We start from the raw sequence: 24,027 nt of genomic DNA on the forward strand, positions 1-24,027 counted from the left end.
GGGACTTGATAGGTCTATGCGGCAGCGCGGATGTTCCGTTCGATTTCGCTGAAGGTCCGGTTGAAAAACTCGTTCACGCGGTCTTTGGCGACAATATTGATGTTCGGGGTCGCCGACAAAGTGACGTTAGCTTCGCTGCCGTTCGTTGTGATATCCACCTTTACCGGTGCGGTGTACTTGTTGTAAATCCCTGCACCGATCATGCGGAAAAGGAACTCGCTGCCTACGCGTGCACGTGCCTCCGTTCCGTTTGCGTCCTTAGCCTTGTAGTTGGGCATGCTCTGCAGAGCTTGAATAAGAGCCTCAGCGGATCGAGTGGAAGGTACTCCAAACGACTTAGTGGAAGACATAGCGATTTTCCTTTCATCTGGGGCCGATTGTGATTACTCCGACCCCGATCTTTGGTTGTTAAGGGCAGACAAGGTGCAAACGATTAATCACCGAAAAGCTTATCCGCAGCCCAGCCGATTGCACCACTGGCAGCTCCTCCAACGGCGCCAACTCCTGCTCCCGGGACGCAACCAATGCCACCTTCAGGAAGTCCAGCGATACAACCACCGGCAGCGCCTTGGGCAGCTCCTTTTCCAACGTCTTTAAGAAAACCGTATGGCTGGGTAATGATTGTGCCAGGACTTCCGGCGCTCGTGGCGACCTGTGCGCTTGCTGGGGCGAGTGACATAGGCAGAACTGCAGAGGCTGCAATTAGAGTGCCTGTTGCGATGCGCTTCTTACGCATAGTTATACTCCTTGTTCTCTCGATGGATTGAGCGTTTTGGCTCGATTCCGACGCTAGTTAAAGAGCTGCGAAGAAGAGGTTGGCTAAGTGAATATTATAGAACTGTGGGAAGTTCTAAGGTTGTTTGTTTACCCTTAAATCGCTTAACAAGCGTATTTTGTAATCGAGCTATAAGGCTAAGGTCTATCATTCTGATAACCGAAAACACCCTTCTATGGGGGTGGATTATAAGAGTGTTTATTAGAAAGTCAGTCGAAGAACTCCGTCCTGCTGATACTCATAAACGCGCCCTTACCGGTTTTCGCGTTCCAGCACGTCATGCCGTTGTATTCCGAGTGACAGACATGGTTGCCGAAGTAAATGGTTTTGCCGTAGGGCACATCCTCGATTTCTGAACCTCCATCATCGGGAGCGTAAGGCGGTACGTCGTCCCTCGACATGAGTTCCCAGTTGTTGAAATCCACCCACCAATTTGCACCAACGGTTTTGCTGTATCCGTAGGGTTTCGTATCGCGGTAAGAGGGAATTCCACATCCTGCGAAAGAAGCGTCTACTGCACACTTGATTTTTCCGCTTGGTGACTGAAATACCGCCCGGTCGTGCATGTAAGACTCCTTATAACGCCTTACAACCGTTGCTTCGAGAGCATCCGAAGGAATTGGCCCACCGGCCTTCGCGTAAGCTCCTTCGGGGAGGTTCTTATTCGGGGAGGCTGGGGCGTCATTTTCCGCATCGTCCTTTTTTACGTAACCCGCAGGCAGATCGGGATTCGGCTTCTTTCCCTTATTCTTCTTGCCTTTCTTTTCCTTGTTTTCGGATTTTCCGGAAGACTCGCCGGAGCCGAAATTAGGGCCAGACTGGTTTTTCTTTAGACCGCTCGCGTCGTCGGTGGCGTACCATTCCAGCTCGATCTGGTCGGCCGGAGTGCCCGTGACCTGGCTCCATTCGCTTCTCTCGCCCTTGGTCAGCTGCTTGCCGTCGAATGTGTAATGAGTTGTAGGAACTTCCGGCCGTCCAGACGAATAAGCCCACTCGAAAATGCCATCGCCCTCGCCCGAAGCCACAACATTAGCCCGGGAACCGGTTGATCCAGCGCCCGTCACCAGCGCAGTGTCTGACGCGAAAGGCTTTCCGTCCTTGCCGATTGCAATAAAAGTCACCGGAGAAAATTCCTTGCAATCGTTTTTCAGCAGCAGCTCCGGAGCTTCATCATTATTCGCCTCAATCAACGCATAAGAATAGGTGCCTGTCGGATAATAATCGTCGCGGTCAGAATAATCGCGTTCGTATTTTTCCGGATTATCCAAAACATCCTTGTACGCATTGATCGCCTGCTGCGTCGGGTCGGCCTTTGCTTCCGCCTTCTCGCCGCCCTTCGCATCGCCCCTATTTGTACTGCTTGCCGCCGTGTTGTCCTGCGGTTCGTCGCTCGAACAGCTGGTCATTGCTAAAGCTGCTATGGTCATGACGCCCACCGCCCCAACCTGCCACCGACCCCGCTTCGCGCGGGCGCCTAAGTGGCCTTCGGTTTTCGACGAGGGGCGGGTGAGGATGGAACGCAAACGCATGGATAATCCTTTTGTCGAGGGTGAGAATTAGGTTCCTTTTCTTAGAGTTTACTCATAAGTACAATATTTCCGCTGGCTATTGGATGGGCTCCCTAGGGTTCCTCAATTCCTAAAGCGAGTATTGGCACAGTTTGGGCAGCATGTGTTTATTCACGCGGCTGTGGTTTTCGCACCAGTCGCTGCGCTCACGAGTATGTGGTGGGCTGTTCGGCCTGGGCGGAAGAGGCTTTTGTGGGGCGCTGTGGCGCAAAACCCGCTCCGTGGAAGGGGGGCTAGGTACGAAAATGTCGGAAAAGTTGCAAAACGTAAATGTTGGCTCAAAACTCTGGTCACGTAAAACGCTCTGACCAGGTAATTTGCATAAGCGAAGAACGTACCCAATAACGTTTTGCAACTTTTCCGACATTTAAGCCTGGTATAGGGCACCGCAAGGGTGCCACCAAACCAGCTACGCCTTCGGCGCAGTCACCGTGTACTGCCACGCGCCCAGCGCAGCGTTGGCACCGGCGCCCTGGGCGATCACAATCTGCTTGAAAGGCACGGCGGTGCAGTCGCCGGCGGCGTACACGCCGGGGATGCTGGTGGCGTTGTGCTCGTCCACCACGATTTCGCCCATCTTGTTCAGTTCCAGGCCACTCTCGCCCAGCCACTGAGTATTCGGCACCAGGCCGATCTGGATGAACACGCCCGCCACGTCCAGAGACTTCGACTCATCGTTCGTCCGATCCGTGTAGTTCAGGCTGGTGACGTTCTTGCCATCGCCCACAATCTCCGTAGTAGCTGCCGACGTAATCACGTCGATGTTCGCGGTTTCCTCCACGCGCTGCATCAGGATTTCATCCGCGCGGCAGGCCTCGCCGAATTCCAGAACCGTCACGTGCTTCACCACACCGGCAAGGTCCAGCGCAGCCTCAATGCCCGAGTTTCCGCCGCCAATCACGGCCACGGACTTCCCCTTGAACAGCGGGCCGTCGCAGTGCGGGCAGAAGGTCACGCCCTTGTTGCGGTACTCCTCCTCGCCTGGAACGCCCAGGGTTCGCCACTGTGCGCCCGTAGCGATAACTAGGGCACGGGCGCGCAGGGTGGCGTCATCCCCAAAGTGCACCGTGTGCAGGCCACCCTCCTCGGCGGCAGGGGTCAGACCGGTCGCAGCCTGGGCCTTCACTACGTCAATGTCGTACTGGCCGACGTGCTCCTCGAATTCCGCCGCCAGCTTCGGCCCTTCGGTGGCGGGTACGGAGATGAAGTTTTCGATGGAGTTCGTGTCCAGCACCTGGCCGCCGAAGCGCTCGCCGACCAGGCCTACGCTCAGACCCTTACGGGCGACGTAGATAGAGGCTGCTGCACCTGCCGGGCCCTGGCCAACGACCAGCACCTCGTAGGCGTCCTTTTCGTTCAGCTTCTTCGCCTCGCGCGCTGCGGAACCGCTGTCCAGCTTGCGCACGAAGTCCTCGATGGTTGTGCGGCCCTGGCCGAACTCCTCGCCGTTCAGGTAGATGGTCGGCACGGCCAGGACGTTGTTCTCGTTGACCTCGTCCTGGAACAGCGAGCCCTCCACCGCGGTGTGCTTGATGCGCGGGTTCAGCACCGCCATGGTGTTCAGTGCCTGCACGACGGTCGGGCAGTTCTGGCAGGTCAGGGACATGTAGGTGACGAATTCGTAGTCGCCGTCCAGGTTTTCTACCTGCTCGATCAGGTCTTTGTCTTCCTTGATCGGGTTACCGCCGACCTGCAGTAGTGCCAGTACCAGGGAGCTGAATTCGTGCCCCATTGGGATGCCTGCGAAGGTCACGGAGATGTCGCTGCCGGTGCGCACGATGCTGAAGGCAGGCTTGCGGTCGTGTGCGTCGTCGTCGCGGCGCGCGGTGATTTTGTCGGATAGCTCAGCGATGTCCTGCAGCAGCTTCTCCAGGTCTTCGGAGGCCGAACGCTTGTCCAGGCCGTACACCAGCTCGACGTCCTCGGTAATGCGCGGGACGAGCTGACCGAGCTGCTTGCGCAGGTTGTCGTCTAGTAGTTGCTTAGCCATTGTGGGTTGCTCGCTTTCTTTTCTTATTGACGCCACCCAAGGGGAAAACGCGCCACGCGTGGGTTCTTCGGGAGGTACTAAAAACGGCGGGCGGGATCCGTGTAAGGAAAGCCCGGCCCGCCGTGGGTTTCCCGCCTCTATTCAGCGGGGAGGGGAGTGGAAGGTTTAGTTAGATCTTGCCAACCAGGTCGATGCCCGGGGTCAGGGTCTCTTCGCCTTCTTCCCACTTGGCGGGGCAAACTTCGCCCGGGTGAGCTGCAACGTACTGAGCAGCCTTGACCTTGCGAACCAGCTCGGAAGCGTCGCGGCCGATGCCTTCGGCGGTCTGCTCGATGTACTGGATCTTGCCCTCCGGGTCTACCAGGAAGGTTGCGCGGTCGGCCTGGCCGGCGCCCGGGCGCATGTTCTGGAAGTTGTTGGTCAGCTGGCCGGTGGAGTCGCCCAGCATGTAGTAGTTCACCTTGCCGACCTGCTCGGACTCTGCGTGCCATGCCTTGTGCACGAAGTGGGAGTCGGTGGATACCGCGTAAACCTCTACGTCCATGCCCTTCAGCTCTTCGTAGTGGTCAGCCAGGTCGCCCAGCTCGGTGGGGCAGACGAAGGTGAAGTCGCCGGGGTAGAAGAAGAAGATGGACCACTTGCCCAGGACGTCGTCCTTGGAGACCTCGGTGAATTCACCGTTGTGGAATGCGGGGTTCTTGAAGTCCAGAATCTCGGTGTTAATGAGGGACATGCTGTGCCTCCTAAAGGCTTGGCTTCGATGGATTTTCTTGGCAGTTGTTTCGTAACCGTCGCCACAAAGCCTACCTATTTTCTTCGGCGACGTCGCGAAGTTGAAATAGATTCCAGGTCGGCAATGTAGGCGGTGCGATTGCGATTCACCACTCATTATAGCATTGGCTTTGTAAAGTCTCAACGATTAATAGGTTGCTATTGGTTGTGGGTTATGGGATTGAACCAACCGCCGTTATTAATACTCGTCGGCGACCTTGTGGCGGCGGTCTGTGGTGCTGCGTTTTTGCAAGGGGAGGTAAGTGCGGACTAGTATGGCCGCAACAAACTAGACAGATCGGTTCATTTTTGATTTAGAGTAGGGGAACCCATGATTCTCACCGGACTAGCTTTAGGCGCTGTCCTCGGCTGGGTTATGCAACGCGGCAGGTTCTGCGTGACCGGCATGATCCGAGACATTTTCTTGAACAAGACCTGGCGGGGCTTTACCGCCCTGCTCATCGTCATTGCGGTGCACGCGGTCGGCCTGGCTGCGCTTACAACTGCGGGAGTAATTACTCCCGAGTACAAGCCGTTTGCACCGCTCGCCGTTGTTCTGGGCGGCCTGCTTTTCGGCATGGGCATCGTGCTGGCGGGCGGGTGTGCATCCGGTACTTGGTACCGCTCCGCTGAGGGTCTCATCGGCTCGTGGCTGGCGCTGGTCTTCTACGCCGGCAGTGCTGCCGCTATGAAGGGCGGCTCGCTGGCCGCCCTCAACGAAGGCCTGCGCAGCTGGAAGCTGCCGATTACCACGGTGCACGCCTCCCTGGGTATCTCGGTCTGGTGGCTCGTTATTCCATTTGCCCTGGGAGTTGCCTTCCTGGCCCGCCGCTTCCTGGCGCAGGAAGCTCAGGCGCCGAAGATGGCGACTCTGAAGCCAAAGAAGACTGGTCTGGCTCACCTGCTGGCGGAGAAGCCTTGGCACTTTTACCCGACCGCAGCCATCGTTGGCGCCCTGGGCGTACTCGCGTGGCCACTGTCAGCAGCGACGGGTCGCAACGACGGCCTTGGCATCACCAGCCCGTCGTCCAACCTATCCAAGTTCCTCATCAGTGGCGAAGACACCGTTGACTGGGGAGTCATGCTGGTGCTCGGCCTGCTGGTGGGTGCCTTCTTTGCAGCTAAGGCATCCGGTGAATTCCGCTTGCGCGTCCCCTCCGCCGAGCAGGCCGTTCGTTCCGTCATCGGCGGCGTGCTGATGGGTGTGGGAGCCTCTGCTGCCGGCGGTTGCACCGTGGGCAACGGCATGGTGCAGACCTCCCTGTTCAGTTACCAAGGCTGGGTCGCGCTGCTGTTCATCTCGATTGGAATCGGAATTGCCGCCAAGCTATGGCTCAAGCCCACCGACGCGGTGCCGGGGCAGGCATCCAGCCCAAGGGACAGCCAGCCAACTGTCCAGCCAACTGCCCAGCCAACCGGCCAGAACGCTGGTCAGGCGCAGTCTACTCCGCGCGACGCACAGTCCGCCGCAGAGCTGAACGCTATGGCAGAGCAGCTGGGATTCCACACCACCGGAACCCTGCTGCTGGATCGAAAGACTCCGGCTGCGGACAATGCAGCTGTGGGCGGCACGGCGGCGAAGAGTGACCTCGAACTGGTCGGCGATCGCACCTACAAGCTCGACACACTTGGTGCGGTGTGCCCGTTTCCGCTGGTCGACGCAAAGGCAGCCATGGCCGACCTGGAAGTCGGAGATTCCCTGAAGATCGACTTCGACTGCACCCAGGCCACGGATGCCATCCCGCGGTGGGCAGCTACCGACGGCCACGAAGTCACAAACTTCGAGCAAACCAACGACGCTGGCTGGACCATCACCATCAAGAAGGGCAGCTAGTTTCCAACCCACCGATCCGGCGCCCCCGTCCCCACATTGGGGGTAGTTGGGACGGGAGGGGCGTCACTAAGAAAAGCGAGCGACGGGCGAGCGCAGCAACAATGGGGGCATGAGCGACTCACCGGTAACTAGGCACACAATCTTCCAGAACTCCCTGATGACCGCCCTGCTGGACGGCATCTACGACGGCGAGATGACCGTCGGGGAGCTGCTGGGCAAAGGCAACTTCGGGCTGGGGACGTTCGACGCGCTGGATGGCGAGATGGTCATCATCGCTGGCGTTTGCTACCAACTGCGCCACGACGGCACCGCCACCCGCGCCGACCTGGAAACCCGGAGCCCCTACGCCGTGGCCACCAACTTCGTGCCGCGCATCCGTCGCCGCGCCCCGGAGAACATCCGCCGCGCGGACCTGTCGAAATTCATCGACGGCATGACGCCCTCCTCGAACTACATGTACGCCGTCCGCATCACCGGGCACTTCAGCAGCGTGGTCACCCGCACGGTCGTCAAACAAGAGCCGCCGTATCGGCCGATGGTCGAGGTGACGGAGGAGGACGCCGAGCAACACTTCACCGACGTCACGGGAATTATCGCGGGCTTCCGCACGCCGGTTTACGAGAAGGGGATTTCCGTCCCCGGATGCCACGTGCACTTTATCGACGATTCGCGCACCGTCGGCGGGCACGTGCTGGACTTCACCCTGGAAGAGGGAAAGATCGAACTCTGCCCGGGGACCGACCTGGAGCTACGCCTGCCGCTGACTAGTGCATTCTCCGAGGCGAATCTGGACCCGGAGGACCTGGATGCGCAGCTGCACAAGACGGAGGTTAAGGACTAGCCCCAGCTAGTGGCTCCGCAGAACCAATAGCCGGGGCTAGTCACTAAAGGGGCGACAGAAGAACTACTTCTTCAGGGACTCCAGCGGGGTGAAGCGCTCGCCGTACTTAGCGGCCAGCTCCTCAGCGCGGGCAACGAAGCCTGCAACGCCGCGGGTCGGGTAGTCGCCACCGTCGCGGTCCGCAACCTTGCCCTCCGGCAGGGTAGCGGCGGCCGGGCGGTCGTAGTTCTTGATGTACTGACGGGTACCACCGGTCCATGCCGGGAAGCCGATACCCATGATGGAGCCGATGTTGGCATCCGCATCGGAGGTCAGCACGCCCTCGTCGATGCACTTCTGGGTCTCCAGAGCTTCGGCGAACAGCGGGCGCTCCACCAGGTCGATGAAGGCCGGTGCGTCAGCCGGAACGTTGGAGCCAGCAGCCACGCCGCTCGGGTCAGCAGCAGCCTTCTGGGCTGCGCCGGCAGCGGCGGTATCCAGGCCGGTGCCTGCAACGGTGGACTCGCCGTCGGCGACCTTCACCTTGCCGGCGCCCAGCTCGTCCCACAGGCCGCGCCACAGGCCGGTGCGGCGGCCTTCCTCGTTGTACTCGTAGAAGCCCTTGCCCTCGAGCTTGCCCGGGCGGTCGTAGACGTCCAGCATCTTGTCCACGATCTCGGTCACGCCACCGTCGTCGACGGTCAGGCCAGCGGCCTCCTGAGCTGCCTTGGTCTCGGCGCCGATCTTGCGGGCCAGCTTCAGGTTCAGCTCGTCCTGCAGCTGCAGCGGCGGTGCCGGGTAGCCAGCCTGGCGACCAGCGGCCTCGATGACGGCCGGGTCGATGCCCTCAGCCAGCATGCGCATAGCCTCGTTCAGGAAGAAGCCGATGACGCGGGAGGTGTAGAAGCCGCGGGAGTCGTTCACGACGATCGGGGTCTTGCGGATCTGGCCGGTGAAGTCCAGGGCCGCAGCCAGGGTCTCGTCGGAGGTCTCCTCGCCCTTGATGATCTCCACCAGCGGCATCTTGTCTACCGGGGAGAAGAAGTGGATACCGATGAAGTCCTTCGGGCGCTTCACGCCGGTAGCCAGCTCGGTGATCGGCAGGGTGGAGGTGTTGGAGCCCAGCACGCAATCCTCCGGCACGGCTGCCTCGATCTCTGCCCAGACCTTGTGCTTCAGCTCGGTGTTCTCAAACACGGCCTCGATCACGATGTCACAGTCGGACAGGTCGGAGTAGTCGACGGAAGGCTTGATGCGGTCCAGCAGAGCCTTGGACTTCTCCTCGGTTGTCTTGCCGCGCTTCAGTGCCTTGGCCTCCAGACCCTCGGAGTAGGACTTGCCCTTCTCGGCAGCCTCCATCTTGATGTCCTTCAGCACGACCTCCATGCCAGCCTTCGCTGCCACGTAGGCGATCGCTGCGCCCATCATGCCGGCACCAACCATGCCCAGCTTCTTGAACTGCTTCTTCTCAACGTCCTTCGGGCGGGAGCCGCCACCGTTGCAGTACTGCAGGTCGAAGAAGAATGCCTGCATCATGTTCTTGGAGGTCGTGCCGGTGACCAGCTCCACGAAGTAGCGGGTCTCCACGGCCAGAGCCTCTTCGATGTTCTTCAGCTGTGCGCCCTCAACGGCGGCCTTCAGGATGGCCTTCGGAGCCGGCATCGGCGCGCCCTTGATCTGCTTGGTCACGTTAGCCGGGAAGGAGGGCAGGAACTGTGCCAGCTGCGGGCTGGTCGGGGTGCCGCCCGGGATCTTGAAGCCCTTCTGGTCCCACGGCTGGGATGCTTCCGGGTTCTCCTTGATCCACTTCTTGGCAGCGTCGATCAGCTGGTCTGCCGGGACGACTTCGTCGATCAGGCCGGTCTTCAGTGCGTCCTCCGCACGGAACTGGCGGCCAGTGGTCAGGACCTTCATCAGTGCGTCCTGAATGCCCAGCATGCGGACCACGCGGGTCACGCCGCCGCCACCCGGCAGCAGACCCAGGGTGACCTCTGGCAGGCCAACCTTCAGGCCCTTGGCGTCCGAAGCAATGCGGTGGTGCGTGGCCAGAGCGATCTCCAGGCCACCGCCGAGCGCCGCACCGTTGATGGCGGCGACGACCGGCACGCCGAGGGTCTCGATTGCGCGCAGGCCGGCCTTCATACCGTTGATCTGTTTCGTGATTGCTTCTGCGTCTTCCGGGGTGGACTTGATCATCGACTTGATGTCGCCGCCGGCGAAGAAGGTCTTCTTCGCGGAGGTGATGACCACGCCCTTGGCCTCGCCGGATTCCACTGCGCCCTGCAGCTTCTCCACCAGCTCAGGCAGCTCGCCCTGGAAGGTGTCGTTCATGGTGTTGACCGGCTGGTTCGGGTCGTCCATGGTGATGGTTACGATGCCGTCGCCATCCTGGTCCCACTTGAACATGCTCATGTGTGATGCTCCTTGTTTTATTTATTAACGCCCTCACGCTCGCGTTCGCGGGAGGTTGTCAGAGGAAAATTGAGTGTTTCTTGTGTTTTGGTCTGCGGGAAGGTCGGTTAGACGCGCTCGATGATCGTGGCCACACCCATGCCGGCTGCGACACAGAGGGTGATCAGGGCGTAGCGGCCGCCGGTGCGGTGCAGCTCGTCGACGGCGGTGCCGGTGATGATCGCGCCGGTTGCGCCCAGCGGGTGACCCATAGCGATGGCGCCACCGGAGACGTTCAGCTTCTCGTCCGGGATGTCCAGCTCGCGTTGTGCACGCAGAACGACGGAGGAGAATGCCTCGTTGATCTCCCAGATGTCGATGTCCTCGGGCTTCAGGCCAGCCTTTGCCAGAGCGGCGCGGGAGGCCGGTGCCGGGGCGGTCAGCATGATGGTCGGCTCCACACCGGAGGTGGCGACGGAGACAACGCGGGCGCGCGGGGTCAGGCCGAAGTCCTTACCAGCCTGCTCGGAACCGATGGCCAGCAGGGCTGCGCCGTCGACGATGCCGGAAGAGTTACCGGCGTGGTGCAGGTGGTTGATGCGCTCCAGCTGCGGGTACTTGGTCTGTGCGACAGCGTCGAAGCCGCCCTGGTCGCCGATCATGGCGAAGGCGGGCTTCAGGCCGGACAGGCTCTCGACGGTGGTGCCGGGGCGGATGGTTTCGTCGCGGTCCAGCAGGGTGATGCCGTTCTGGTCCTTCACCGGAACGACGGTGCGGTCGAAGCGGCCCTCTTCCCAGGCCTTGGATGCACGCTCGTGGGAGCGGGCAGCGAAGGTGTCGAGGTCCTCGCGGGTCAGGCCGTCCAGGCTGGCGATGATGTCAGCGGAGATACCCTGCGGGATGAAGTCGTTGTAGAAGTTGGAGGCCGGGTCCATTGCCAGGGCGCCGCCGTCGGAGCCCATCGGGACGCGGGACATGGACTCCACGCCGCCGACGAAGACCAGGTCGTCCCAGCCGGAGCGGATCTTCTGTGCGCCCAGGTTCACGGCGGTGAGGCCGGAGGCGCAGTAGCGGTTCACCTGGAAGCCGGTGGCGGTATACGGCAGGCCGGCGTTCAGGGCGGCGGTGCGGGCGATGTCCATGCCCTGGTCGCCGACGGGGGTGACACAGCCAGCGATGACGTCGCTGATGCGGTTGGGGTCGATGCCCGGGTTGCGCTCGATGATGGCCTCGATCAGACCGGAGAGCAGGTCAACGGGCTTCACAGTGTGCAGGGAACCGCCCGGCTTACCCTTGCCACGGGGGGTGCGGACGGCGTCGTAAATGAATGCCTCAGGGGCGCCAGTGTTACTGGTCATGTCAGTCCTATTTCCTATCGTTCTCGACAGTGATTCATTAGTGCAATGATCGGCTAGGGCAGTGGCTCGTTAATCCAGTGACCTAGCAGGTCACAACACTAGACTTGTGTCTCACGCCACATTACCCGTTCTTCGGGGAAATAGTTGTAGTCTTATGTCTTTTTCTGCCCCTTTATGGTGCCCCCGCTCCAACGGAGCTTGCGCTAGCTCTTCTGGAACACCAGCACCAGGTTGGAGACCGCGAATTCGCGCAGCCCCGGAACCTGCACCATCCACCATGCCCACCAGGGGTGATAGCGGGGGAATGTGGCCACTAGCTCGGCGCCGTCCACCTTGCGCGCATACTCCAGGCCCTCGCCGGCGGAGACGTTAAACAGGCTTTCGCCCCAGCGGTTCTTCGGCGGCTTGCCCATCTTCTTCTCGTAGCGCCGGGCGGCAAACTCGCCACCCACGTAATGCTGCCACAGGCCGGTTTCGTGCCCGCCGAATGGACCCAACCACACCGTGTAGCTGTAGATCATCACTCCGCCTGGCTTCGTCACCCGCAGCATCTCGTCCGCCATCCGCCACGGATCCGGTACGTGTTCGGCGACATTGGAAGAGTAGGTGATGTCGAAGGCGTCACTAAGAAAAGGCAGGTCCAGCCCCGAACCCCGCACCGAGGTCTGCAGCTTGATGCCCGCGGCGGCCATCTCGCCAACGTCCGGTTCGCAGGTGTAGTAGTCCGCGCCGGCCTTGTCGAAGGCCACGCCGAAATAACCCGGTCCGCCGCCGACGTCCAGGATCTTCGCGTCGCGTAGGGGCTCGTTCTGGCCTGCGCCGCGCACACCCGCGTAAATGTCGCGGATCAACCCGACCGTGTCCTCGGCCAGGTGGCCGTAAAAGATATCGGGCTGGGTCTGCTCGTATTTAAAGTCGTTCAGCAGGCCGAAGGAACGGCGCAGGGTGGCGCGGCGGCGGAAGATGCTCAACGCTTGGCGCTGCCGGGAGCGCTGTTGGGAGTGCTGGCGGGAAGGGCGGTTATTCGGGCTCATCGAGTGTCTATCTTTGCAGGTTCGGCGCCGGTTCTACGGAAGATTCGCCAAAGCTATCTAAGGCGCGGGTGGGGCTGGCTAGAATTGTGTTCATCATGAAAGTATTGCTTCTCTGCTGGCGCGACACGGACCACCCCGAAGGTGGCGGCAGTGAGCGTTACTTGGAGCGTGTAGGCCAGCACCTGGCTGCCCAGGGCCATCAGGTGGTTTTCCGCACCGCCCACTATCCCGGCTCTACGCGATCGCAGCAGGTCAGCCGCAACTTTCGCTTCTCCCGCGGCGGCGGCAACCTGACTGTGTACCCGCGCGCCCTGGCGGCGATCGTGGCGGCGCGATTCGGGCGCGGCTCGCTGGCGGATATCGGTCGCCCGGACGTTGTGGTGGATACCCAAAACGGCGTGCCCTTCTTCGCCTCCCTGGTCAGCGGTGCTCCCACCGTCGTGCTGACTCATCACTGCCACCGTGAGCAGTGGTCCGTCGCTGGCCCCGTATTGTCCCGCATCGGCTGGCTGATCGAATCAACCCTCTCGCCGTGGATCCATCGCCGCCGTCGCTGGGTCACCGTCTCCGCACCGTCCGCCGAGGAGCTCGTGGAGCTCGGTGTGCCGCGTGGCAGCATCGAGATCATTCGTAACGGCATCGATCCGGTTGCTCCTTCTTTGATTCCGGACGCCCCTAGCCCCAACTCCGACCACGCCAGCGAAGAGCAGACGATTCACCTGGTGGCGCTTTCCCGACTGGTTCCGCACAAGCAGATCGAGCACGCCATGGACGCGGTGGCGGCTGTGGCGCGCACCCACCCGAACGTGCGCCTGGACATCATTGGCGACGGGTGGTGGGCTGACCGCCTGCGGGACTACGCCCGCGAACTGGGGATCGAGCCGCTGGTGATCTTCCATGGCTTCGTTTCCGAGGAGCTGAAGCACCGGATCCTCAACCGCGCCTCCGTTCACGTGATGCCCTCCCGCAAGGAGGGCTGGGGCCTGGCGGTGATCGAGGCCGGGCAGCACGGGGTGCCGACGGTGGGCTATGAATCTTCCGCCGGGTTGCGCGATTCCATCATCGACGGGCAGACCGGCCTGCTGTGCGATTCGCCCGGCGGGCTGATGAACGCCGTCGAATACCTGCTGGATAACCCGGACAAGCGCCGGGAAATGGGGCGCGCGGCGAAGCGCCGGGCGGAGGAGTTTTCCTGGGATGCCACCGGCCGGGCGTGGGAGACCCTCCTGTGCGAAGAGGTCGGCGCAGAAGCCCGCGCGGCGGCTGGGAGCTAGCGTTCCTCTGTCTTGGCCCGCCCCGGTACCTGCATCTGGCGGACGCTACGCCATAGCCAAATGCACAGGCCCCACATCATGAGCATCCAATAGAACGTCATGCCAACGAACAGCGGCGCCTGATCCTGCACCGGGGAACGCGGCAGGGTAGGGCTTTGCACGCGGTAGAGGTCGTAATTATCGGCACTGAGGACGCGCCGGATGCCCTGCGAATTCAGCACCTGCAAAGCCTTTGACATGGCCGCGCCATCAGAGATGGAATACCAGTCCACCACCACCCAGCTCACGCCATTGCGCTGCAGGGTGTTCTTGCCGCTCATCAGGTCCGACAGGATCCTCATACTGGCCGGATTGCCGTCCACCATCTTGCCGTCCACGATCAGGAACCCGGGATCCATCGGCGAGCCCGGTAGCAACTTCAACCCCGGATCGACGTGCGGACGATCGTGCCGAGTGCGGTAGTTGCCCGGGGGCAGCAAAACGATCTTTCCATTAGGAGCCCCGGAAACGATGTTCGCCATCTGTTCCCACGTGCTGGATATCTGTACTCGCTTCAGCGGAGCAACGTCGGTGGGGAAAGCCGGTACGGTCAGCACGCACGCAACTGCCAACCCGGCCGCTGCCGCGCGCGGCGCCCATGTGGCGCGCGCGAACTTTCCAGCGGACTTCTTGGCAGACTTCCCATCGGTGCGGCTGGGGTCCAGTCGTTCCACGGCCACCGCAATCAGCAGCACAAATCCGGGGATGGCCAGGCAGACGAACTTCGAGGTATCGCGGAACATGCCCGCGCCGGGAACGTGGCTAATGGCAAAGCCCATTAAATCCACGCCCCAACCGGTGGCCAGCAGAGGGGGCGTCACTAAGGAAAGAACCGTCAGCACCGCAACGGCGCGGTAGACCTGCCACAGCTCCTTGAAGCCGCGCAGCAGAACCATGCACAAAAGCACGCCGACGACGACGGAAAACAGGGTGCGCGACGGCGGGATGGCATCCGCGTTCCATACTCCCGATAGACCCATGGTGGAGGCCAGGGGACCCAGGAAGGTCTCGCCGCGGGTGGAGAACAACGCGGCAGATAGGGCATCGGAGCGGGTCTCCGAAGAATTAGATACCCACAGGGCAGGAAGCACCCACGGCAGCGAGGCAATGGCGCTGGCAACAAGATTGCGTATACGCTCCCCGTGCGAAGGGGCAAAGACCAGCGACGTCAGCAGAGCTAGCACCAGGCCCGTAGGGACGAAACCGCACAGGCAGATCGCCACATACAGCAGCCCGTGGCGCCGCGCGGCCGCGAGATAAGCAACGGCGGGCAACAACATACCCGCGGTGGCGACCGTCCACTGGCCTTGCAGGAAACGCTCAATGACGAAGGGATTCCACACCACGAAAAGAGCCGCCGCGAGTTGTGCGGACAACCGCCCACCCGCCATATCGCGCACCATCGCGCCGGCGAAATAGCAGCCCAGAAGACACGAGCCGATGACCAACGCGCTGGCCAGCATTGTCGAGGGAATCGTGGGGGAGAACAGGGCAAGGATCGCATCCTGCGGCAACGCGCGCGGGGCTCCATCGTTGATGCCCAAGTTGTTGGAGTTTTCCGGCAGCGAGTGCGGGACGAACATATCCCGCAGCATGAAGGCCTTCGAAGAATCAGGGCGCAACCCCAGCCAAAAAGGCCACAGCGTGACCAGCGAGATAAGAAAAGACCACCCCTGCACGATCAAACGATCGCGCGTGGCGGTGGTCTTGGGTTGCTGCGATCTCACAGCGAACAGTCTAGTGGGTCAAAGGGAATTATTTACTGGCGAGGCGTGCAGAGCGGTGTGCGATCCAGCCGATAACCAGAAGGATCAGGCCAACAACACCCAGGATCCACGGCAGGATGGTGCCCATCAGCTTCAGCTTTTCCTTACCCTCGGAAGCCTTCTTCATCTGCGCTGCGCGGGAATCGTCGTCCCATGCGCCGGGGAAGTACACGGCGGTGCGGGTCGGGTTGTTGATTTCCTCTTCCTTGTTGTCGAAGATGCGCTGTGCGTCCTCGTCGTCCTGCGCGTAGTACTGGAAGACCTCTTCGGAACCGTTGACGATCACGCCGGTCTCCGGCAGCACGCGGAGCACGCGGTGGACGGTGTAGTAGCGGGACATCTCGACCTCGGGACCGAGGTCCTCCTTCTTGTCCTCGCCTTCGCCGTTCTCGCCGTCCTTCTTTTCGTCGGCCTTCTTCTCGCCTTCGCCGCCCTTGTTCTTAATCTCTTCCGGCTTCAGGCCCCACACCTTCGCCGGGAACTTCAGGCGCAGCGCGGCCAGGGTGCCCTTGTCGCCCTTGGACAGCTCACCGTCGGCCTCCAGGCGCTCGCGCAGTGCCGGGTACAGCTCGGTCGGAGGAACGGTCTGCTCGAATCGGTAGACCTTCTCTCCGTCCTGCTCTTCCTCACCGACGTAGTCGATCGGCTGGGTCTTCAGGATCTGCATGTCGAAGTAGTCGTAGGACTTGCGGTCCGTGCCCATCGGGAACTGGTAGGTGATGCCCGGGCGGGTGAACGGAGCTACGGAAGCCTCAACCTCTTCGTCCTTGCCCTCCTTGGCGGCTGCATCCAGCGCCGGTGCGTTCAGCTCAATAGAGGAAGTCGGATCCGGCACCGGCATCTGGGTCTTGCGATCCAGGGTGACGTGGTCGATCGACGCGCTGATCAGGTTCTTCGGCTCTTCCTTGTCCGTACGGAACAGGGTCTGGCCGGCCTCCAGGGTGACGACCTTCTTGTCCGAAGGCTCCTGTGCAGTGGTGAAGCGCTGGGACTGCATCTCCAGCCCCTTGTTGATGAAGCACTTGATCTGCGGGTTATCGCCCTTGCATTCCGGCTTGTCCTTGTTATCGCCCACTGGCTTGCCGGAGGCTAGCGCACCGGAATCCAGCAGGTTACCGGGGGTCTTCGGGGTGCCGGTGGTGGAAACCAGGTCCAGCGGCAGTACCTTGCCCTTGGGGACGACATAGGTGGGCAGGGCGATGGCTAGGACCAGCATCGCTACGCCGAGCACAATCGCTACGGAGGAAAGGATTCTCTTCATAGGAGGGGGTTCCTGACTCTATCTGTCGAAATTTATCCGGTGACTTCATTTAGCCTTGAAAGCTTCCAATACTTTAGCCAATCAAAACTAGATACTTCGTAGTTTCAACATATTTTTCAAGAAAAGTCTGTGAAAGGCCGTTTTCCTGCGGGTTTGTGCATATGTGGGGCTAGCGTTTTTGGCTCTGCTTGTCCGGTTCGTCGGCTATGCTGATCCCGATGAGCACGAAGATCCCGGGCACGAAGATCCCGAGCACGAAGAACTCGAGCACGAATAAGGCCACTGCCCGCCCCGCGCCCTTTCTGCCTGCGCTGGAAGGGCTGCGCGCGATTGCCTGCTCCGGCATCATCATCACCCACGTCGCCTTCCAGACCGGGGCGGATACCGGCAACCTGCTGAACCGCATGATGGCGCGCACCGACTTCTTCGTGCCTGTGTTCTTCGCCCTCTCCGGCTTCCTGCTGTGGCGCCGCCACCGGGCGGATTTCGCGGTATCGACCTCGCGCGACAACCTGCTGACCCTTGCGGGCTACTACGTCAAACGCCTGGGGCGAATCTTCCCCGCCTACCTGGTCACCGTCGCGATCGTGTTGCTATTCTTCCCGGTCGCGGGAGCGCCGACGGTGTGGCAGATGCTCTCGAACGTCATCATGGTGCAGATCTACGTCGACGGTGGCCTGATCGGCGGGCTGACCCACCTGTGGAGCTTGTGCGTAGAAGTGGCCTTTTACCTTGTGCTTCCTGTGATTGCGGTGGCGTGGGGGCGTCAAGAAAGAAAATGGCGCATCGTGTGCATCGTCGCAGTGGCGGCGGCGAGTTTCGGCTGGGCCTTCATCCCCGCATTCGCTGAGCCACCCGCACCCGGTGGACTGAACCCGCACATCATGCCACCTGCGTTTATCGCATGGTTTGGGGTGGGGTTGCTCGGCGCGGAGCTGGAGTCGATCGTGCAGGACCGTGCCTACGCGCGCACGGGAAAGGATGGGGCCGAAGGTATTGACGCCCGGTACCAGCTGCCCGAAGTTCGAGCCATCGCGAAGTTCCGCTGGGTGTTCTGGTTGCTGGCCATCGGCGCGCTGGCGGTCGCGGCTTCGGACGGGCCGGAGGGTCTGACTCACGCGGCGCCGGCGGAGTTCGCCCGCCGGACGCTGTACGGGCTAGTGTTCGCCGCCGCGCTGATCATCCCGTACACGCTGGCGCCGCGGTCGAAGTTCCTAGAGTCGGCGCCGATGCAGGCGCTGGGCCGCTGGTCGTATGCGATCTTCCTGTGGCACATGTCGCTGCTGTCGCTGGTGTTCCCGCTGCTGGGGGTGCATCTGTTCAGTGGGCACACGGCGTTGGTGTTGGTGGCGACGTTCGTGCTGAGCGTGCCCGTCGCTGCGCTGAGCTACGCGCTGGTGGAAGAGCCCGCGCGCCGGGCGATTAACTCCTGGTGGCGTTCGGTGCGGGCTTCCACGAAGGCCGAGGCGAGGACCGAGGCAACCACGGCCAGCAGCACGACGGCGAGCGCGCCGTTCACCACGAACCCGCCCGCGTAGTAGTTTCCGCTGCCCCACGCGCCGCGGATGCAGAGCGTCAGCGCGGTCAGTGCGGATAGTCCGACGATGGCCCTAACAGCCAACAGGATGCGGCGGAGGTGGGGAGAGGTATCGGCAGCAGCGTCGACTGAGTCTGTGTCGGCCGTGCCCGTGCCAGCCGAGCCCGCAGCGATCTCCGCGGGCACCGGCATCCGGCGCGTCCGCCGCGCCACAAAGATGCACAAGCCCACCAGCACCAGCGCCGCTACCAGCCCGATGGCCAGCCACGTCCGATACAAACCAGTGCCCTCGAAATGTATGGTGACCAGCCCGGACGCGCCCTCCGGGACGATCCAGCCCTGCTGCCAACCGTTGACGGTGATGGGGGTCAGTTGTGTGGTCTCGCCGTCGTGTTCCAGCGTGGCGATGCGCCCCGGGTTCGCCTGCGAGGGGCTAAACAAAATGCGCTTCTTGTCCGAGGCCTCCAGGTGCGTGGACTGCTCGCCGGGGGCAAGCTGATCCCGCGGGGTGGCCTGCTCCAAGGTCTGCGTGGCCGGGGTCTCGCGCACCGCAGCGCCGAACAGGGGCTCGGCTACCGAAAGCGCCACCCAGCGCGCGGTGGCGGATAGTGCGTGCTTCCCCGCAGGCAGGTTCAGGGTGTCGCCGCAGGAATAGTCCTGGCCGTCGATTGTCACCGGCGCCTGGTCGTCGTCGGCGCATTCGGAGGAATGTACGACGACCGGCAGCTGTCCCGCACCGTTGCCGATGGATTCTGGCACCTCGAAGTTGCGCAGCATCACGGATTCGTTGATTTCCTGGCCGAACACCCACCTGTTCACTGCGGAGCCAGCGCCAGCGCCCGGTGCATTGTCCCCGTCCGCCGCGTCCACCGGAGGCACCGTCGGCACTCGCTGCGGCGTGACGTCCTCTTCGCCCGCCAGCACCTTCGCCTCGGCCACGCCGAAATCGCCGAAGGCTCCCACGATGGTCAGGCGGATCCTGTCGGCCTTGCCCGCCGGCACATTCACCTTGTTGGTCTTGCCTGGTTCCAGGGTCTTCAAGGTGCCTGCCACCACCCGATCCTGCAGGTAGGTTGTCACCTGCACCCGAGTCGGCCGCCCCTGAATGTCCAGCCGCAGCGCCAGTTGGTTGTGTGCCTCTTCCAGGCGGAATTCGATGTATTGGCCAGCTACGTTGCCGACGGTCGGCCGCCACGCGGTGCGGCGCGATCCATCCACCGCGGAGGTTGCGGACGAGTATGTTTCCGCTCCGCCGAAGCCCGTCGGATCCGCGGCGGTTGAGGAGACCCGCACTTCGCCGCGCCCCTCCACGCGCGTCATCTGTTCCGGCGCCAGCTCCCGCCCATCCGCGTCGCGCACGGGGTAGTCGCGCACGGGGTTGAGCACCTTGCTTTCGTCGTCGATGCTGCGGATCTCGCTGTCCGCGCCCACCACGTTGCCGTAGTTGTGGTCGCGCAGCGCAGGCGTATCGGTCACTGTCTGTGCTGCCAGCCCTAGCTCTTTACCTTGGGACGCCCCCACGCGCGTCCTCGCTGAACCCTGTCTACCCAGGGCAGCGTCTGCCGCAGCAAGGCGGGGGAGGGATTCGGGGCCGGAATGGGCGACGTCGAGACGTTCGGCGTCAATAATCCGCAGGTCCCCAGAGCTACCAGCGCCAGGACCGCCAGCGCCAGCATCGACGCGGTAGATGCGCACCTGGTCGTCGCCGAAGGAGGCGACCTCGTCGAACCCGCCGGAGCGTTCGAGGGTGTGCTGAATCCGCTTGGCTCCGGGGGTATCGGCGGCGCTCGTGAGGTCATAGCACAGCACTAGGTAGCTCACCCCCTGCTGCCACAACGTGGCGGCGAGGGAGGGGATGGCCGTGCCGGTTTCCAACTCGCGCTGCACGCCGTCGAGGCCACGGATGGCCTCTGGCTGCACCAGCGGCACGGAGTCGCGGACGACCCACGGTACGTCCAAGAGCGGTTGGGCGGGTTCGTCGCGGGTGTTTCCCCAGGTCTGGCGGGCGAAGCGGGCCTTGGGGAGGATCATCGTGCGGGCGGGGACGTGCGAATCCCCGGCTTCCTTCGCTACTTCGGAGTTCAGCCAGTCCGCGGCCTCGGTCCAGTAGTCGGGTACCGTGCGGTAGGCATCCGCGGCGGCGATTCGCCCGGACCAGCCGGTGGCGGTGACCACGGCGACCAGCAGACTGACGGCGATGGCGCGGGGCACTTCGGCGTGCTTCTCCGGGTTGCGCCACCGCGCCCAACGCTCGCGGCTTAACCCCGGCCACGGCAAGCGCGCCAACCCGTGGGCGATACCCACCACCAGCACCAACCGCACCAGCGGATCGAACTTGTGCAGGTTGCGAAGGGGCGCACCCGCGCCATCGAGGAATACGCGACCCCAGACGGAGAACGGGGAGATCGGGGCGGTGGCGAACACCATCGCAGCTACACCCACCAGTAGGATCACCAGCCAGCGACCTGCGAAAGGCAGACGCGGGCGGGTCAGCCCCCACAGTCCCAGGAATGCGACCAGCAGGGTGCCGGCGACGAAAATGGGTTCGCCGACCAGCGCGTACCCGCCTTGGCGCTCGGCGGAAAGGAAGGCCGTCCAGCTGGTGGTTCCCCGCAGAACCTCGGCTAGGTTCATCCAGTTGGTGGTCAGCGATGCGGACTCGATGTAGTCCGTGAACGGCGGGGAGTACTTGCCCAGCAGAAGTAGCGGGCCGATCCACCAGAACGTGGCCAGCAGCCCGGCGGGCACCCACCACAGTGCAAAGTACAGGCCCACCCGCGGGCGGCGAATGCACATGCCCAGCCAGAAGATCACGGCGGGCAGGATGGCGACGGCGGTGGCGACGGCGTTCACCGCACCCAGGCACAGCACTGCCAGTGCGCTTAGCAGGGCGTATTTGGCCAGGTAGGCCCGCGTGCGCTTGTCGGGCCAGCCACGCGTGCGATCGTTAGTTCCCCGCGCCAGCAGCGCCGCACTGGCCACCGGCAGCAATACCCACGGCACTAGTGCGCACACCCAGGCCTCGGAGCTAATGGCTCCCAGGGTGGTCAGGATGCGCGGGGAGAGGGCAAAAAGAATGCCCGCGACGACCCGCGATCCGCGGCTGCCGATCCGCAGCCTCTGCAGCAGAAGAACCGTGCCGGAAAACGCCAACGTCAGCAGCAAACCCCACCACAGGCGCTGCACTACCCACCCGGGCAGAAAGGAAAAAACGGCGAAGAACAGGCCGTGGGGGAACAGGTACCCATAGGCCTGGTTCTGCAGCTGCCCCAGCGGGAATGTGTCAGTCCACGGATACAGCGCCTGGCCAAGGAACCTCCAGGGGCTGGCGGTCAGGTTCAGCTTTGTATCGGCGGAGGTCAGCCCCGGGGACTGTAGGAATGCGAAAAGAAACCACGCGAGGGTGGTGTACACCCAAGCGCGGCGGGAAAGGGGGCGTTGCGCCGTCGTTGGCACGTGGCGATGCGCCTTTATTCGCTGGTGCGGCCGCCGTACTGGACGGCACCCAGGAAGGCATTGTCCTGGTTGACGGCGATCTGTTCGTCGGTGGGCAGTTCCGTAGAGTCGGCCATTGCACCTGCGCCGAAGGCGGCGCCGCCGCCCAGAACCAGGCCTGCGACTGCGGAGGCGACCAGGGCGCCCAGGCCACGACGGTTGGAGGCAGTTTCGTAAGCCATGTTAATTCCTGTTCCTATTGGGACTGTTGTGGTTCTAGCGTACTAGCTTCTTGTTGATCGTACCTAATGAAACGCCCACAAACGTTCGTTTGTGAAAACTAGTCCTCATCTTCGATCGGCGGGACGATCAGCACGGGGCGACCAGCGTTTTTGATGATGCTGTCCGACACGCTGGACTGCAGGAAGGACTTCCAGCCCGATAGCGCACGGGTTCCCGTGACGATCAGATCCACATTCAGCTCATCGGCGGCATCCACGATGGCGCTCCAGATAGCTGTTCCGGACTCTACCAAAAAGGGTTCGGTTGCAAAACCATGGGAGTTGGCCAGCTCCACGCCCTCGTTGCAGATGTTCACTGCCTCTGCGTATGCCGGATCGTCGTCTTCCGGGTGCTCGCCGGTCTCGTTGGACCAGTCGTGCTGCATCATGCCGCTCATGCCCGCTGCGCGCGCAGCCTGGCGGTGGATCGGCTCCCATACGGTCAGGATGTAGGCGTTCTTTGCGGACAGGAAGCGCCCGGAATGTTCCACGGCGCCGCGAGCCTCCGCAGAGCCGTCGTAGGCGATCAGTACCGTATCGCCGCTCGCGTCGAAGGCCTTGTGCTGTGCCTGCTGTGCTTGCTCTGCCTGCTCGGTCATGGTTATCGCTCCTCGATTGCACTCTTCGATTGGTGCTCTGCTTGTTGCGTTTGTTACTACGTTAATACTATGCCCCGTAGACACGTAGCCGCTGGCGCTTTAGGTTTCGCTCTTCTTGTTGCCTCTAGCGCTTGTTCCTTATCGACGCCCACTGACCAGCCCACCAACACCTCATCCTCGGGTACCACCACTTCCGCCGCGCCGACCTCCGGAACCTCCGGCGCTGCCGAATCCACCGCAGCCCAGGCGGATGACCGGCCGACGTGTACCCAGGTGGAGGGCAAGGCCCCTAGGGATATGGCTGGGCGGATGCTGGCGGTGGGCGTCACAAATTACGAATCCGCAGAACAAGCCGTCGACCTAGGTGTGCGGCACCTCTTTATTGGTTCGCAGACGGACCGCAGCATCCTCAATGGGCAGGGCGACCCCGCGCGTAGCCTGGCGGCGCTGGAAAAGCGCGCGGGCGAACCGCTGACCGTCAGTGTGGATGAGGAAGGCGGGCTGGTGCAGCGCCTATCGGAGATCATTGGCGAACTGCCGAGCGCGCAGCAGATGGCGAACACCATGAGCCCCGAGCAGGTGCGCGACCTGATGGTGAAGCACGGAAAGAAGATCCGCGCTTTGGGAATCACTGTGGACTTCGCGCCGGTGGTGGACTTGGCCGGTGGTCAGAATGTTTCCGACAATGCGATCGGTTCGCGTGCTTTCAGCGCCGATCCGAAGGCGGCGGCCGACTACGCGCGGGCGTACTCGGAGGGGCTACAGCAGGCTGGGGTGACTCCGGTGTTGAAGCACTTCCCGGGCCATGGGCACGCGACGGGTGATTCGCACATGGGCGCGGTGACCACTCCGCCGTTGGAGAAGATGCAGGACAACGACTTGCTGCCTTTCCGGGAGCTGGTAGGCGTAAAGGGGATGTCCGTGATGGTCGGCCACGTGCAGGTGCCGGGGTTGGGTAATCCTTTGCCGTCCTCGGTGAACCCGGAGGCTTACAAGCTGCTGCGGGAGGGTGGTTACGGGCCGAAGCAGGACGCCCCAGGTTTCGACGGCGTGATCTACACCGACGACCTGACCGGCATGAAGGCCGTGACGGATGCGTATCCCGGCCCGGAGGCAGCCGTGGCCGCACTGGCGGCGGGCGCGGATGTGGCGCTGGCAGCGGCCGGAGCCGTGGAGATCCCCGATGTGGTGGCGGCTATACGCACAGCGATCGATGACGGCCGGATCCCGGAGGATCGGGTGCGCAAATCCGTGGATCGCACCTGCATTTCCAAGTAAAAGAATTCCCTGATAG

At 62.4% G+C, this 24,027-nt stretch carries 16 protein-coding genes and 1 pseudogene; 5 read left to right on the forward strand and 12 right to left on the reverse strand.

From position 1 onward, the window contains the following. Positions 1 to 14 precede the first annotated feature (14 nt). The 4 genes from HMPREF2678_RS05165 to ahpC form a co-directional block, all read right to left on the reverse strand. Positions 15 to 350: a hypothetical protein gene (locus HMPREF2678_RS05165; RefSeq protein ID WP_034981612.1), complete on the reverse strand. Its 336-nt coding sequence runs from the start codon at positions 348 to 350 to the stop codon at positions 15 to 17. A 634-nt stretch (positions 351 to 984) separates the two neighbouring features. Continuing rightward, positions 985 to 2,304, reverse strand: coding sequence for a hypothetical protein (locus HMPREF2678_RS05175; RefSeq protein ID WP_246817891.1), 1,320 nt, complete (start codon positions 2,302 to 2,304; stop codon positions 985 to 987). 448 nt (positions 2,305 to 2,752) lie between these two features. After that, positions 2,753 to 4,333 carry an alkyl hydroperoxide reductase subunit F gene (ahpF, locus tag HMPREF2678_RS05180; protein ID WP_070551222.1) on the reverse strand — a complete coding sequence of 527 codons (1,581 nt, stop codon included), beginning with the start codon at positions 4,331 to 4,333 and terminating at the stop codon, positions 2,753 to 2,755. 169 nt (positions 4,334 to 4,502) lie between these two features. Next, the gene (gene ahpC / locus HMPREF2678_RS05185) at positions 4,503 to 5,066 is read right to left on the reverse strand and encodes an alkyl hydroperoxide reductase subunit C (RefSeq protein WP_034969440.1); all 564 of its coding nucleotides are present in this window, start codon (positions 5,064 to 5,066) and stop codon (positions 4,503 to 4,505) included. Between the two features lie 369 nt (positions 5,067 to 5,435). Here ahpC and HMPREF2678_RS05190 point away from each other — a divergent pair, with 369 nt between their 5' ends. Both HMPREF2678_RS05190 and budA read left to right on the forward strand, forming a co-directional pair. Beyond that, complete coding sequence (locus tag HMPREF2678_RS05190) at positions 5,436 to 6,938, forward strand: YeeE/YedE thiosulfate transporter family protein (RefSeq protein WP_070551224.1); 1,503 nt, start codon at positions 5,436 to 5,438, stop codon at positions 6,936 to 6,938. A 109-nt stretch (positions 6,939 to 7,047) separates the two neighbouring features. Further along, complete coding sequence (gene budA / locus HMPREF2678_RS05195) at positions 7,048 to 7,779, forward strand: acetolactate decarboxylase (protein ID WP_034969436.1); 732 nt, start codon at positions 7,048 to 7,050, stop codon at positions 7,777 to 7,779. Positions 7,780 to 7,842: 63 nt separating this feature from the next. Here budA and HMPREF2678_RS05200 read toward each other — a convergent pair whose 3' ends face one another. The 3 genes from HMPREF2678_RS05200 to HMPREF2678_RS05210 form a co-directional block, all read right to left on the reverse strand. Continuing rightward, positions 7,843 to 10,170 carry a 3-hydroxyacyl-CoA dehydrogenase NAD-binding domain-containing protein gene (locus HMPREF2678_RS05200; RefSeq protein WP_070551226.1) on the reverse strand — a complete coding sequence of 776 codons (2,328 nt, stop codon included), beginning with the start codon at positions 10,168 to 10,170 and terminating at the stop codon, positions 7,843 to 7,845. Positions 10,171 to 10,277: 107 nt separating this feature from the next. Next, entirely contained in the window at positions 10,278 to 11,507 is a 1,230-nt protein-coding gene (locus HMPREF2678_RS05205) for an acetyl-CoA C-acetyltransferase (protein WP_070551228.1), read from the reverse strand. 203 nt (positions 11,508 to 11,710) lie between these two features. Beyond that, a complete protein-coding gene (locus HMPREF2678_RS05210; protein ID WP_080719987.1) occupies positions 11,711 to 12,541 on the reverse strand; it encodes a class I SAM-dependent methyltransferase in 831 nt (276 codons plus the stop codon). A gap of 95 nt (positions 12,542 to 12,636) precedes the next feature. Here HMPREF2678_RS05210 and HMPREF2678_RS05215 point away from each other — a divergent pair, with 95 nt between their 5' ends. After that, positions 12,637 to 13,815: a glycosyltransferase family 4 protein gene (locus HMPREF2678_RS05215; protein ID WP_070551282.1), complete on the forward strand. Its 1,179-nt coding sequence runs from the start codon at positions 12,637 to 12,639 to the stop codon at positions 13,813 to 13,815. Here the strand turns inward: HMPREF2678_RS05215 and HMPREF2678_RS05220 are convergent. Beyond that, the gene (locus tag HMPREF2678_RS05220; protein WP_070551230.1) at positions 13,812 to 15,581 is read right to left on the reverse strand and encodes an MmpA family trehalose lipid delivery protein; all 1,770 of its coding nucleotides are present in this window, start codon (positions 15,579 to 15,581) and stop codon (positions 13,812 to 13,814) included. The two genes, HMPREF2678_RS05215 and HMPREF2678_RS05220, sit on opposite strands and share 4 nt — an antisense overlap. 28 nt (positions 15,582 to 15,609) lie before the next feature. Continuing rightward, positions 15,610 to 16,881, reverse strand: a complete 1,272-nt coding sequence (locus HMPREF2678_RS05225; protein WP_043012022.1) for a cell envelope lipid trafficking protein PgfA — start codon at positions 16,879 to 16,881, stop codon at positions 15,610 to 15,612. 218 nt (positions 16,882 to 17,099) lie between these two features. Here HMPREF2678_RS05225 and HMPREF2678_RS10040 point away from each other — a divergent pair. Next, positions 17,100 to 18,254: pseudogene (locus HMPREF2678_RS10040) on the forward strand (acyltransferase family protein); the annotation flags it as partial. 14 nt (positions 18,255 to 18,268) lie between these two features. Here the strand turns inward: HMPREF2678_RS10040 and HMPREF2678_RS10630 are convergent. From HMPREF2678_RS10630 to HMPREF2678_RS05240, 3 genes are all read right to left on the reverse strand, one after another. Continuing rightward, positions 18,269 to 21,874, reverse strand: a complete 3,606-nt coding sequence (locus HMPREF2678_RS10630) for a DUF3367 domain-containing protein (RefSeq protein ID WP_070551233.1) — start codon at positions 21,872 to 21,874, stop codon at positions 18,269 to 18,271. A gap of 14 nt (positions 21,875 to 21,888) precedes the next feature. Further along, positions 21,889 to 22,095, reverse strand: a complete 207-nt coding sequence (locus HMPREF2678_RS05235; protein WP_034972623.1) for a DUF2613 domain-containing protein — start codon at positions 22,093 to 22,095, stop codon at positions 21,889 to 21,891. 98 nt (positions 22,096 to 22,193) lie between these two features. Continuing rightward, a complete protein-coding gene (locus HMPREF2678_RS05240; RefSeq protein ID WP_070551235.1) occupies positions 22,194 to 22,733 on the reverse strand; it encodes a universal stress protein in 540 nt (179 codons plus the stop codon). 69 nt (positions 22,734 to 22,802) lie between these two features. Here HMPREF2678_RS05240 and HMPREF2678_RS05245 point away from each other — a divergent pair, with 69 nt between their 5' ends. Further along, positions 22,803 to 24,011: a glycoside hydrolase family 3 N-terminal domain-containing protein gene (locus HMPREF2678_RS05245; RefSeq protein WP_070551237.1), complete on the forward strand. Its 1,209-nt coding sequence runs from the start codon at positions 22,803 to 22,805 to the stop codon at positions 24,009 to 24,011. Positions 24,012 to 24,027 lie beyond the last annotated feature (16 nt).

It is taken from the genome of Corynebacterium sp. HMSC058E07 (assembly GCF_001809885.1).
In the GTDB taxonomy this organism is placed as follows: domain Bacteria; phylum Actinomycetota; class Actinomycetes; order Mycobacteriales; family Mycobacteriaceae; genus Corynebacterium; species Corynebacterium macclintockiae.

Bases quoted from the DNA above. Each gene is read 5' to 3' on its own strand.
- HMPREF2678_RS05165 (WP_034981612.1), bottom strand. From the start codon at position 350: ATGTCTTCCACTAAGTCGTTTGGAGTACCTTCCACTCGATCCGCTGAG.
- HMPREF2678_RS05175 (WP_246817891.1), bottom strand. From the start codon at position 2,304: ATGCGTTTGCGTTCCATCCTCACCCGCCCCTCGTCGAAAACCGAAGGC.
- ahpF (WP_070551222.1), bottom strand. From the start codon at position 4,333: ATGGCTAAGCAACTACTAGACGACAACCTGCGCAAGCAGCTCGGTCAG.
- ahpC (WP_034969440.1), bottom strand. From the start codon at position 5,066: ATGTCCCTCATTAACACCGAGATTCTGGACTTCAAGAACCCCGCATTC.
- HMPREF2678_RS05190 (WP_070551224.1), top strand. From the start codon at position 5,436: ATGATTCTCACCGGACTAGCTTTAGGCGCTGTCCTCGGCTGGGTTATG.
- budA (WP_034969436.1), top strand. From the start codon at position 7,048: ATGAGCGACTCACCGGTAACTAGGCACACAATCTTCCAGAACTCCCTG.
- HMPREF2678_RS05200 (WP_070551226.1), bottom strand. From the start codon at position 10,170: ATGAGCATGTTCAAGTGGGACCAGGATGGCGACGGCATCGTAACCATC.
- HMPREF2678_RS05205 (WP_070551228.1), bottom strand. From the start codon at position 11,507: ATGACCAGTAACACTGGCGCCCCTGAGGCATTCATTTACGACGCCGTC.
- HMPREF2678_RS05210 (WP_080719987.1), bottom strand. From the start codon at position 12,541: ATGAGCCCGAATAACCGCCCTTCCCGCCAGCACTCCCAACAGCGCTCC.
- HMPREF2678_RS05215 (WP_070551282.1), top strand. From the start codon at position 12,637: ATGAAAGTATTGCTTCTCTGCTGGCGCGACACGGACCACCCCGAAGGT.
- HMPREF2678_RS05225 (WP_043012022.1), bottom strand. From the start codon at position 16,881: ATGAAGAGAATCCTTTCCTCCGTAGCGATTGTGCTCGGCGTAGCGATG.
- HMPREF2678_RS05235 (WP_034972623.1), bottom strand. From the start codon at position 22,095: ATGGCTTACGAAACTGCCTCCAACCGTCGTGGCCTGGGCGCCCTGGTC.
- HMPREF2678_RS05240 (WP_070551235.1), bottom strand. From the start codon at position 22,733: ATGACCGAGCAGGCAGAGCAAGCACAGCAGGCACAGCACAAGGCCTTC.
- HMPREF2678_RS05245 (WP_070551237.1), top strand. From the start codon at position 22,803: ATGCCCCGTAGACACGTAGCCGCTGGCGCTTTAGGTTTCGCTCTTCTT.